At 48.8% G+C, this 12,470-nt stretch carries 10 protein-coding genes and 1 tRNA gene; 7 read left to right on the forward strand and 4 right to left on the reverse strand.

All coding sequences use genetic code 11. The features are described from left to right. Nucleotides 1-78 precede the first annotated feature (78 nt). From AAHB90_RS20960 to AAHB90_RS20970, 3 genes are all read left to right on the forward strand, one after another. The gene (locus tag AAHB90_RS20960) at nt 79-606 is read left to right on the forward strand and encodes a hypothetical protein (RefSeq protein ID WP_342087161.1); all 528 of its coding nucleotides are present in this window, start codon (nt 79-81) and stop codon (nt 604-606) included. Between the two features lie 139 nt (nt 607-745). Next, nucleotides 746-1,000, forward strand: a complete 255-nt coding sequence (locus AAHB90_RS20965) for a hypothetical protein (RefSeq protein ID WP_342087162.1) — start codon at nt 746-748, stop codon at nt 998-1,000. 174 nt (nt 1,001-1,174) lie between these two features. Continuing rightward, on the forward strand, nt 1,175-1,801 hold the full coding sequence (locus AAHB90_RS20970; RefSeq protein ID WP_342087163.1) for a response regulator transcription factor: 627 nt from the start codon (nt 1,175-1,177) through the stop codon (nt 1,799-1,801). On the opposite strand, the gene AAHB90_RS20975 is transcribed toward AAHB90_RS20970, so the two are convergent. Further along, a complete protein-coding gene (locus tag AAHB90_RS20975; protein ID WP_342087164.1) occupies nt 1,770-4,751 on the reverse strand; it encodes a two-component regulator propeller domain-containing protein in 2,982 nt (993 codons plus the stop codon). The genes AAHB90_RS20970 and AAHB90_RS20975 overlap by 32 nt on opposite strands. A gap of 187 nt (nt 4,752-4,938) precedes the next feature. Between AAHB90_RS20975 and AAHB90_RS20980 the strand changes: the two genes are divergently transcribed. From AAHB90_RS20980 to AAHB90_RS20995, 4 genes are all read left to right on the forward strand, one after another. Beyond that, nucleotides 4,939-7,248: a tail fiber domain-containing protein gene (locus AAHB90_RS20980; RefSeq protein WP_342087165.1), complete on the forward strand. Its 2,310-nt coding sequence runs from the start codon at nt 4,939-4,941 to the stop codon at nt 7,246-7,248. 35 nt (nt 7,249-7,283) lie between these two features. Further along, a complete protein-coding gene (locus AAHB90_RS20985; protein WP_342087166.1) occupies nt 7,284-8,801 on the forward strand; it encodes a T9SS type A sorting domain-containing protein in 1,518 nt (505 codons plus the stop codon). A gap of 825 nt (nt 8,802-9,626) precedes the next feature. Beyond that, a complete protein-coding gene (locus AAHB90_RS20990) occupies nt 9,627-10,454 on the forward strand; it encodes a DUF4393 domain-containing protein (RefSeq protein WP_342087167.1) in 828 nt (275 codons plus the stop codon). Nucleotides 10,455-10,509: 55 nt separating this feature from the next. Further along, nucleotides 10,510-11,472, forward strand: a complete 963-nt coding sequence (locus AAHB90_RS20995) for a hypothetical protein (protein WP_342087168.1) — start codon at nt 10,510-10,512, stop codon at nt 11,470-11,472. Between the two features lie 64 nt (nt 11,473-11,536). On the opposite strand, the gene AAHB90_RS21000 is transcribed toward AAHB90_RS20995, so the two are convergent. From AAHB90_RS21000 to AAHB90_RS21010, 3 genes are all read right to left on the reverse strand, one after another. Next, complete coding sequence (locus AAHB90_RS21000; RefSeq protein WP_342087169.1) at nt 11,537-12,013, reverse strand: hypothetical protein; 477 nt, start codon at nt 12,011-12,013, stop codon at nt 11,537-11,539. Between the two features lie 56 nt (nt 12,014-12,069). Beyond that, nucleotides 12,070-12,143 (reverse strand) — tRNA-Ala (locus tag AAHB90_RS21005). Nucleotides 12,144-12,276: 133 nt separating this feature from the next. After that, a complete protein-coding gene (locus AAHB90_RS21010; protein ID WP_342087170.1) occupies nt 12,277-12,453 on the reverse strand; it encodes a hypothetical protein in 177 nt (58 codons plus the stop codon). Nucleotides 12,454-12,470 lie beyond the last annotated feature (17 nt).

Raw genomic sequence — 12,470 nt, forward strand, 5'->3', positions numbered from 1 at the left:
TAAGATTTTATTAAATTCACCCTTACTATGGTTATTTCATAGTTAGTTAAATAGTCAATAATAACTATACACATTACTATGTACTACAAACTAATCCGGGTCGCCATACTGGCTGTCCTCGCGTCGTGCAATGCGTTTTCACAAGATTCGCTTGTTATCAAAAACCGCTTCCTGGAAAGAAAATTCACTATTGGTGATAATTCTTTCTACACATCGCGCTTCCAGCATCTTCTGACGAGCAAAGATTACAGTCGCCCTGGCTCGGAGGAGTTTTATTTTACAATTAATGGTACGCCCGCGAGCAGTAACGGCACGAATGGATTATTTAAATACAGCAAGCATACATCGGCAAGAACCGGTGACGGAAGTCAGAAAGTAACTATACAACTGGTTGGTAAGCAAGGCTCTGACGCAGAAAATGTAGTAGTGGATTTAAACTACATGGTTTACGACGAACTGCCGGTTGTCAGAAAGCAGCTCAGCATCACCAATAAAGGCCCGAAACCCATTGCCATTGCCGATCTGGAAGTCGAACGGCTTAACCTGGTACCAGTTTCTTCCCAACAATCTGAATTATACACCAACTACGGTTCCCGCTTCGCCTAGCGCCCCTACAGCGGATTCGCCCTATTCCAAATATACATTCCTGTCGCTGGCGTCCGTCAAACCAATCCTAGTCGGCGATTCGAGAAAGCTTCCGCAAGAACTCAAACCATGGTATCTGAAATGGAACACCTGGTTTAAAATGATGGATAAGAAATACCAGTTTACGCGCTTCTCGTACGTTTCCGACATTTTCCAGCGGCCAACGATGAGTAACTGGGACGGCGTTTACAAATTCAACAAAGAAAAACAGGGTGGCGTGTTATTCTTTTTCCGCAATGGATCGGTGGAAAACTCCCGGACGTTTGCATTTCCCCTGGCTGACGCATCCGGCAAGTACCGGCTATTCTCGCCAGAGAACGGAAAGGATATGGGCGTTTACAATGGGAAGAATTAATTGAAAAAGGCATTGCTGTTCAAATTGAGAAGCAATTCGATGCCCGGGTTCTCGGAATTGAGAAAGTGAAGTGATATAGCATCGGCTTAGTAGGAAACGATCGAACAAATTAGACAAATAGACGTAAAAAGAAAGTGACAAACATTCTATATTTACGCACTAAATGCATCGGCTATGAACAGAGTTTTAATCGCCGACGATCACGATATCGTCCGGTTCGGGTTGACGATGATGATCCAGGACACATTTCCAGGCTGTAAGTCCGATGAAGCCTGGGATGCGGAGAGTGTCAAGGCCCTGATGAAGCAGAACGAATATTCGCTGCTTTTGTTGGACCTGGTAATGCCCGACACCGACCCTAATGTTTTGCTTCACCATATCAGGAACTTCCATCCCGGCACCCGTGTGCTGATTCTTTCCATGAATGACGAAGCCTTGTACGGCGCACGCTTTATCCACTTGGGAGCGCATGGATATATTAAAAAGGATGCCCAGAAAGAAGAAATCAGGAAAGCCATACATACGGTACTAGCCGGCAAAAAGTACGTCAGCCAGGAGTTGGGGGATGCATTGGTACAGGAATCGCTTGACGGGAAAAGGGCTAACCCTTTCGAGCGGCTGAGCGCGAGGGAGTTTCAGGTGGCGATGCATCTTGTACAGGGATATTCCCAGAAACAGATTTCCGAGATGCTGCAGGTGCAATACGGCACAGTGAATACGCTCAAACAGCGCCTGTTTGAGAAGCTGAACATCGAACACCACAAAGACCTTACCGAACTGTCCCTCCTTTACGGGCTTTGACCGCCACTTTTTCCTGACGCCCCACCCGGTGCAGCGGAATACCACTAACCATAACCGTGGTCCCCTCTCCTTCCGTGCTTTGGATCGTTAATCGTGTGTTCAGACGGGCCGCAAAGTCGCTGATGAACTGGTATCCCAGCCGCTCTCCGGAATCGAATTCGCTGACTGTCCCGGCTTTTCCGATCAGTTCGTTGATCTTTTGGAGCACATCGGGCCGCATACCTTTGCCCGTATCCGATACGCGGATGACGCAAGTGACGTCGCTGTCCCGGCTACAATGGATGCTGATCGTCCCCCCACGTGTATGCTTGTGCGCATTCTCGATCAGGTTACGCAGTATCGCTTTCAACAGCTCTTTGTTGGTATACAACGCATACTCTTCTTCTGTTTTGAATTCGAAAGCATTGTCATGGAGTTTCAACAATTCCTTGGAAAAAGTTTCGAGTTCCTCCACGAGTGATGTCAGCGAAAAAGCGGTTTTCTTCAAATTAAACTGTTCGTCCTGCACCCTTGCCCAAAGACTGAATTCGTCGACGAAAGCATAAATTTTCCGGCTTGTATTCTTCATTTGCTGGCTTATTGAGCCCGCTTTCTCTGTTTGATCGGACATTACCGCTTCGTAATTAGCTTCCGACAGGTATCCCAAAAAATGCAGCGGCGATTGCAAATCGTGCCCCACCATCATTAGCATTTTCTCTTTGAGTCGGTTGGCATTGTTCAAATGCTCCGTTCTCGACGCCACTTCCTGAGCCAGTTCACGGTTACGCTGAAGGAGGTAGGCATATCTTAATTTGACGATCATATAAATCAGCAATGCGATCGCGAGCAGGATAATCAGTTTAAAATAAAATGTCTGGTAAAAAAATGGACGGACGAACAGCGGAATGCTCGTCGTGATGACATTATTGACACCGAAACCCGCCTGCTTCCTGAGTTGCAGGCTGTAATTGCCGCGCGACAAACTGTTAAATACCATGGTGTTATCCTCCTTCAACGGCTGCCAGGCACTGTCCAGTCCGGTGAGCCTGTATTCCAATTGCTGATTGGCGGGATTTCCAAAAAACGGCGATGCAACCTGCACTTCCAGGTATTTGAAATCAGGATCCAGCTCAATGGCTTGTCCGCCGGAATACTGGGGTTTCCCGTCAATCAATAATTTGTCAATCATGATTTTATTGACGGGAAGCAACTCCTGAATCGCATCGGGGTAAAACTGGACCAGCCCGTCGATGGATGGGAACGAAAATTTACCATTACCTAAAACGACAGCGGAAGGGGTACAACTGCCATTGAACTCATTCGTGTTAAAGCCCGATTCCTGTTTGAAACACTGGTAATAGACCTCCCTGGCTTTTCCTGATATGAAAAGGTCGAGATCGGCCTTTCTGCACCGGAACAAACCATTATTGGTACTCATCCACATAAATCCGCTGTGGTCCTCCATAAATGAATGGACATCTTTGAGCGAGCCTTTCTTATCCAATGGCAGCTTAATGACCCGGCCCTGTCGGATCGCATAGAAACCTTTGCCGGTAGTACCAACCCAAAGCACCTTGTTCCGATCGAGATGTAAGGTTTCGATGTTATAATCTTCGAGGCTTTTATAGTGAATCTGCTTTCCGGTTTTCACATTTAATTGAGCCATAATCCGCGCTCCAGCGATCCAGAAATGCTCGTTATCGGCGGGTAAAAAAGTTTGCACCGATTGTTCGGGGCCACAATGCTCGGGCAACCATCGCAGGGAGTCGCCATCCACATACCTCAGGCGCCGCCCGGCAGAGGTCAATATCCAGATGCGGCCGTCGGGCGATTCCCGGATACACCTGCTCCCCAATCGGTTATGCAACGCCCTCAATTCACGCAGGTTTTCGTCCATCTCAACCAATAAAACCCTGAACGAGACATCGGATATGACATGCACCCTATCCATCCAGTAATGCCCACGCCTGTCCCTGAGCACGCCCTGAAACGGCCCTACATTGAAAGGATATCCTAAACGCGACGCTCCCGGGTAAAGAAGACCATAAGCAGTAAGCACGCCCGAGTCGCCGTAGGGCACCTGCGGGTAAAAGTTGCCGAACCCATTGGTGTGCCTATAAGCTGCAAACTGCTTGCGGCGCACAATGGACACGCCGTGCGTCCCTGTCCCTATCACGTACATGTTCAGTTTGGGGTAGCTGCGAAAAATCGTAACCTCCGACAAATCTGCCTCCAAGACCAGCGTAGCCTTCAATTCATTGTGACCGGCGTCCGTAAGCTGGTAAATAGCCTTGTCGGTGTGATAAAACAGCAGGCTATCCTGTTCCAAAAGGCCCTGAACCCGAGGGGAATGGTTTGCGGGTAAGCCGGTTATCCTGACCGTCGTTCTCTTCTTGTCGGCATCGATACACGATATCACTCCGGGCTTTACAAGGACATAGCATTTAAGCTTCCGTATTGCCCAGAAACTAACGGAAGAATTATACACCAGTTCAGGCAAAACCATGGCCCAGCGAAGCTTTTCTCCGGAAAATAATGACAATGAGTAGTCCTGGACTGCGAGATAGTCCTTTTGAAACCGGGCGATTCTTCCCAGATAAGCCTTGTCTGTTATTTGCTGCATCCGGCCTTTGTTGTCGAAAGTTAACTTGGCCCAGCTTTCATCGACGAAACAAACCAATCCGGCTGTGTCCAGCGCCACGCTCCTGATCCGGTTGGATTTCATCAAAGGAAAATGATCGGCATCGTATACCTTGAACCGCTGCCCGTCAAAGCGCACCAGTCCGCTTTCGGTGCCGATCCACAGGAACCCGTCCTTATCCAGTTCTATGCCCTTGGCGCTGTTTTGTGGTAATCCGTTCTGGCTGGTATAATGCGTGATATGGTAATCTGAGATTGCAGCAGACACGTTAAATGCCACTAAAAAAACAATGAAGAGCAAGGCAGTGATTCGGGTGGCAAGCCAAGGCATATTGTAGGTAATTTTTACACAATATACATCGATTTTGTATTGGCATAACTACAAAAACATTCTACGAATAACTACAAGTAAGAGAGGGGCTTTATTACAAAAAGTTCTTACACTTCAATACAAACCACTTCGCGGCCAACCGCCAATTTTGACGCTGCTAATTTCAGCTCAACTAATCGTTTCTACTATGAAAAAGTCCTACGCACTGCTTGCAGGCACTTTGCTTGCAATATCCTTTCAAACCCATGCCCAAACCAAAGTAGGCGGCGCCGGAGCGCCCGACAACAGCGCCATGCTGGAAGTAACCAGCGGAACGGGTAACAACAAAGGTTTGCTGGCACCACGGCTCACCACCGCGCAGCGAGATGCGATCGTAAACCCCGCAACTGCTTTAATAATCTACAATACTACCACGAACCAATTACAGGTAAACACAGGCACACCGGCCGCACCGATATGGACGTCTTCCAGTGTCAGCAATGCGTGGAACCTCAGCGGCAACGCGGGCACCAATCTGGCTACAAACTACGTCGGCACTTCGGATGCGCAACCGTTGGTATTCCGGACAAATGCTTTGGAACGCCTGCGGATAACGGCAGCAGGCAACATCGGTATCAACAATGGGGCACCGCTTGTGCCGTTGTCATTTGCCTCGACGGAAGGCCCGAAAATATCGCTGTATGATGGGGGCAATGCGACAGAAAATTATGGATTTGGCATTACAGGCGGTAAGCTCAACTACCATGTCATGACTGGCGCTAACCATCAGTTTTATGTCGGAGGAAAAAACGGAGACGGCACTGAGCTCATGCGTATACAGGGCAATGGTAATGTTGGTATAGGTACAGGCACACCAGCTGCAAAGCTCGACGTGAACGGAACCGTACGCATCGCGGGCAGCACCGGCACCCCCAATGCCATTACCGGCCGCGACGCATCCGGGAACATTGGCAATATCAGCCTGGGCGCAGGTTTGTCGCTAACGTCAGGCGTGCTGTCGGCATCCGGCGGATCTTCGGGCTGGTCGCTGACAGGCAATACGGGCATTAACCCAAACATTCAATACCTCGGAACTACCGACGCGCAACCACTACTGCTTCGTACGAATTCAGCGGAACGATTGAGAATCACTCCCACGGGTAACATCGGTATCGGCACCCCGGTACCACTTGTGCCCCTTGCTTTTGCTTCGGCAGTAGGCCCCAAACTTTCATTTTTCGACGGCGGCGCCAATGACCATGTTGGTTTTGGTGTCAGTTCGAATCAGTTTAACTACCACACGGTTCCCGGTGCCGACCATGCATTTTTTGCGGGCGGTAAAAACGGGGATGGGACAGAACTATTCCGCATTAAGGGCAATGGTAATGTAGGTATCGGCACTGCCGCGCCAGCTGCCAAGCTGGATGTAAACGGTACGGCGCGCATTGCTGGCAGCGCGGGAACACCTACTTTCATCACGGGTCGCGACGGCACGGGTAATGTAGGCAATATTACTTTGGGTGCTAACCTTTCCCTAGCCAATGGGGTATTGTCGGCATCAGGCGGTGGCGCCAGCGGCTGGGGACTTACCGGTAATGCAGCCACCAACCCGGCTACCAACTACCTGGGCACCTCAGATGCGCAGCCGCTCGTCATGCGCACGAATGCGGCCGAACGTATGCGCATCCTCGCGGACGGGACCGTCAGCATCGGCACGGATACGCCACACCCCAGCGCTAAGCTGGATGTGAGTCTCGGGAATATGCACCTTTCACCCAGGTATGGCATCCGCTGGGCTGAGAACGATGACGCCGAAAGGATTTATATGTATCCCGCATTGGGACTACCGGGCAATAACCTATATGTGGAAGCGCGGGAAAATATGGTATTCATCACCGACCGTAACAATACACGTATCAACAGCAACGAAATTGGTTTTATATGGGCCACCAACGGAAGCTGGATCGATGGAAAAACGCCGTCGGAATGGATGCGCCTGACCGATATCGGAAGACTGGGAATCGGCACTACGGCACCGGCTTATCAACTGGATGTGGTGGGCGACATTAATGCATCCGCCTCCGTGCGTGCCAATGGCGTGGTACTTACCTCCGACGTCCGCCTGAAACGCAATATCAGCAGTACCCGTCACGGTCTGAGCACGGTAATGAACCTGCGCCCTGTGGAGTATGATAAGAAAAACAGCGTGGAAGCTTCGGACTACAACCGCCATGAGATCGGATTCGTAGCGCAGGAAATTCAAAAGGTGCTGCCATCACTGGTAAGCGAAGGGAATGATGCGCATAAAACGCTCTCCGTTTCCTACACGGAGCTGATCCCGGTATTGACCAAAGCCATACAGGAACAACAGGCGCAAATTGAGGCGCTGAAAGCCGAGAACCGGGAATTGAAAGACACCCAGGCTGTTACCGCTCAGTTAGTAGAGCGTGTGAAACAAATGGAGCAGATAATGGGGGTTAAAGGGGCCCACGGCGGCACAAAGGCTGTCAGCAAATAGCTTCCATGCATTCCATTCATTTAAAAACAGCCATTATGAAACGACTCAACCTATTAACCCTGATCTCTGTGGTAACGGTTACCGCGCTGGCAGGCTACGTAAGGGCGCAAAACACGACCTACGGTGGTGCCGGCGCCCCTGCGAATGTCGACGGCGGCTATTTCAGCGACTACTCCCCCGGGGGCACGATCGTGCTCGCGAATGGTGCCGTCACATTGACGAACAATGCGACCTACGAACACGGCAACAACCTGTTGCAAGTGGACGGCCCCTGGACCTCGACGGCCAGCCTGGACCTCTTCCTTGCCACCGGTGCCATCAGCGGCAGCGTAGCGCCCTCGTTTTCGAACGCGCAATTCAACATCGGGACTGCGAATACGATGGCCATCACCAACACCCAGGGCGTAAACATCACAGGGAGTTTGCAGTTCAACAACGGTATCACTACAACAGTACGCAATACACACATTAGCAGCGCGCTTCATTTCGGTGACGGCGCTACCTATACGGGCGGGGATGCGGACGCGCAGCACGTCAACGGCTACGTAACCAAGGCTGGTAACGACGCGTTCGTATTTCCCGTTGGCAGCGGTACCGACCTGCGAAAGGTTACCATTTCGGCTCCCACAGCGGCAGCTACGATCGGTACCGCATGGTTTGCCGGAAGCCCCGCTACTGTAACTGACCCTTCGGACGGCGGTACGCACAGTCTTACAGCGCTGGCGTCTACCCTGAAAGCGATCAGCCCGGCAGGTTTCTGGGATTGGGCTAACCTGGCAGGCAGCGACGATAATATCACGGTGACTGTTTCCATTCCGGACGTCTCCGGGTTCACTCTGCCAGCCAACTTACGGCTTGCCGGTTGGGACGGCACACAGTGGCTTTCACTGACCGCCGGTTCCAATGCAACCGGAAATATCGAAAACAGTATCCTGAGCGGCGTCATACCGGCGGGGGTTTCCATCACGGCCCTCGCTATCGGCAGTTCGGAGCCGCCGCTTCCCGTGACGCTCGTCAGCTTCACGGCGCGGGCCTCTGAAAACACGAGCTTACTCGAATGGGAAACGACCGAGGAAAAGAATGCCTCGCATTTCGAGATACAAAGAAGCAGCGATGCTAAAAACTTCGAGGCAATCGGACGAGTCGATGCGGCGGGCGAAAGCAAAGTGTTGGTCAGGTATAACTTTACCGACCCGACTCCCCTGCCGGGTGTAAACTACTACCGACTGAAACAAATCGACCTGGCAACGGACCGTGGCGACAATGCCTTTTCTTTTTCGAGAACGGTTTCGGTCAGGTTTGATGCAAATGTCAAAATCAGTGTATACCCCAATCCAGCGACCGACCTGCTTCGCATCGAATCGACCAGGCAACTGGATTCGATTGAGATATTTACCCTCAATGGTACTCGTGTGACCAATGGCGAGGCTGCTCAAATGCCTGCATCAGGATCTGCCACCGGGTTCAGAAAGGAGGTAAATATCAGCGCACTCCAACCGGGAGTTTATCTTGTTAAAGTTCATGGACAAGCCTTTAAGATTGTGAAGCAATAGAATGCACGAATTGGAAATGAAAAGCCACTTACGCGTGATTGTAGGTGGCTTTTTGGTGCTTTAACCACGACGACTATGCTTTCCTGGATGAAGCCCTGCTCTTTAAGAGGGAATGGCTCGAATCTGCACTGGCTGATTTCCGTGTTTTCCTCCCTGCCCTACGGTTCCGGTGGGGAACGGATGATGAGTTTGGCAAGTATTGATAAAGGCAGGCTGGGATGTTTTACTCTGCCCGCTTACCTATAATCCTTTAAAAGATGAGATCCATAAGCTCATGGAAGGGATACTAAGCGAGACAAGGGAAGACGGTATGCACATGCGCCTCCATCCCGTCGAAGCCCAAACGCACGATCGTATCGATGCGGCGGGCACCGTTGACTGCGGACTACAAGAAGGACAAGAAGAGCGAGCAGTCGAACGATGACCAAGAGAGAGCCACGCATCTATCGGACACCGTCGACTACTACGCGGCGTGGCGGTGCCTCGCAGGTATCAGGCCGATCGACGGCGACTTCGACATCGAGTTCAAGTAGCCCGAACGGCGACCCGCCACCGCGAGCGGGCGCGCACAGGAGGGTGCGGGGGAATCGCCCGGGGTCACCCCGGGGGTGGCATTAGTATCCCCCCTTACTCCTCACAGCTATTCGAATTTTTGAAAAATGGAAATTTCCAAAAAGATAAAGGGCGGGGTCGATCGAGAGATTTTTGGCAAATTTTGGGTAAAAGAAAAATTTATCACTCTGCAAATCAGTAAATTATGCAATTATTTCCTCAATTTATGGTGCAACTTTCAAACTAGCCATTAAACTCCTGATTTACAACTAAATGGAAGGCAAAATCACTACGATCGTAGATAAAGCATTGGACAAAATTCCAGTCGATAAAGTCTATGAAGATCTGGCACAAGCAGGCTTACAAAAGGCTGGACGGGCACTGGCGGACATTATCGAAGTGGTCACTCTACCGCTATTGCCCTTACTGCACGCAAAAAAAAGGGTTGTAGTTTACCTCGATAGCAATCTAAGGCAGTACGAAGAAAAATTGAACGAAAAGCGTAAAGAACCTAGCAAAGTGCCCGCATTTCTTGGAGTTCCAATTTTGCAAAAACTTACTTTTTTATCACAAGGAGAACTTGCCGAAGCGTTTATCAATTTGTTAACTAATGCCTCATTTGACGATTCAATTCACAAGGTACACCCCGCCTTCATATCAACGCTTTCAGATTTGTCGAGGGATGAAGCGGTTATCCTTCAAAGCCTCAAAACCAAGAAATCAATCCCATGTATAGACATGGAAGTTCACTTCATGGAACAGCATGATGCCGGTAGATATGCCTTTACCAGAACCCCATTGTCAAGGCTTACCGGCTTCGAAAAAACGCTTGCGCTGCACTTCCCTAACAATATTGAACTTTATCTTCGGAACTTGGAAAGGCTCGGAATATTCGCTTTCCGGAATGACGCTTTAGCGAATCGAGATGATGATTATCGGCAACTGGAGGATTATTATAGCGAAGACATTGGAACTATGAAAGATATTGCCGCACAGCAAAGCGAAAAAGAAGGGCGACAGTTCGAAGCAAAAATTGTCCGCTTAATATTTGAGATTACACCATTTGGGCGCGACTTTATTCAAGCATGCCTTTCGGATTAGAGTACAATCGCAAAAGAGCTGATGATTTAGATCGAAAAAAACATTATCACAACATATGGTAGTCAACGAACTTAGAAGTGCAGTGACTGACACTCTCGAATTTATCATTCCTCCGATAGTCAGGTTGGCGATATTCGCTGTTATTGCTCATTTTGTAACCTTCGGCGTACTTACATATTGCATTCGAAATGAAGTGACCCGGTTTTTAGTTTCATTAGAAGTTTCGAAAATAAAGCAAATGATCGATAGTCTTTATCTTAGCAGCATCATTCCCATTCTAGTAGTACTGATTTTGATAGCGTTTTCCTACTTTATTAACAAGGTTATTTACTTTCTTGGGGCTCTAATTCCAATAAACTTATCATTTTATGGAGCGATTCACTCTCGATACTCAGCTGAGTTGATTTGGTTGTATTTCCCCGAAATAGAAAGTACACACAAATTAGAAATTAAAGTAAATCAACTCTTAGAAGAAGCACGAATCAATGCCAGTTATTTGAATTTCGGCTCATTGAAATGGCTAGAAGAAGAAAATGACAATAAGTTTAGAAACGTGAGGTTTTTAGAGTCTCTTATTCTGGGAGCATTGATAAGTTATTTATATACGGTAAACTACATCGACAACACTCCTTCGTCGAATCGGCTCGTCATTATCATCGTGGTCTTAGTTTGCACCATTTTTGTGAATTATGCGATGATCATTAACCAACGATTAGGCATTGAAGAGGCCAAGCTTGCGCTAGTACGCAATTATCTAATATTGAGCGAAAAATGGACACCAACAAAGAATCAAGACGAAATAGCCCAGATTAATAGAATTTTTAACACAGAAGAGGCCTCGATAAAACGGTGGTGGTCTATTAAACTAGGTTATCGTTTCGATTGGATAAGCACGTTGAAATTCTACCGACCACCATTTTACAAAATATATTGTAGATGGAATGAAGCAAAAGTGCTTTACAGTGGCGGAAAACGTCCGAAACAGGGATGGCTTCGATACTATCTTCGCGGCTTCTAAAAAAGTCGAGGGGTTTTTATGGTTACTAGATTCAAACAGAGGGACGACGACGCCCCTCTGTCAGTTATGAAGCAAGTGCGGCTTCGCTGATTTTGAAGGCAGCAATAACCGCCCTTTCGTCGCTCCGGACATAACGATCGAGTTCTGCGGCCGAGATCCTGCCCATCATTGTGAGAATTGACTCACGAGAAAGCCCCAACTCGTTCAGACAGTAGTCGCAAAATGAAGTACGGCCATGCTTTACCGACAATTCCGGGTAAATCCTTTGTGCAGGCACGAGCTTCATATTTACTTCGGCGGCGCACAATTTAAGCCAGTCATTCATTTTAGCATTTGAGAACGTCGGCACCTTACCCCAGCCGCCATATTTGGAGACGATCGCCCGTACTTCCGGAAACTGATCGATCGGGACTTTCGCTTCCGTCTCAGTTTTTTGGCGCGGTTCAACGGTCCACTGCTTTCCGTCGATACCGGTAATAATGTAGTCTGTCGGTTTTAGTGATCTGGATAAAATCCTGAAAATGGAACCTGGTACGCGCATATGGAACAAAAAAACCTCCCGGAAAGGGAGGTTTTCACGAGGTATTTGATGTGTTGTGGAGAATATCGGATTCGAACCGACGACCTCTTGCATGCCATGCAAGCGCTCTAGCCAACTGAGCTAATCCCCCATTTCAAGACTTCCCGGCATTCCCGTTGGATATACCGGCCCTCATTTGAGGAGTGCAAAGATGAAACGGAGAATTTTCAGATGCAAGCACCTGCATGATTTTTATATCTCATTTAAGATCTTTTCAAAAACCGCTATCGCGAGCCGCCGCCAAATGCCTTGGCAATCAGCCAGATTACGACCGCTATAATGCCCACCACGAGAATTACGCCTGTCCAGACACCAGTTTTGAAAATGTCGCCAATCAGTTCACAGCTAGTCAAAGTGAACGACAAAAGGAGGATTATCAGAAGATTGATGTAAGCTTTCATGAGAAGGAAATATTTAG

It is taken from the genome of Dyadobacter sp. OTU695, from assembly GCF_038440355.1.
Lineage (GTDB): Bacteria > Bacteroidota > Bacteroidia > Cytophagales > Spirosomataceae > Dyadobacter.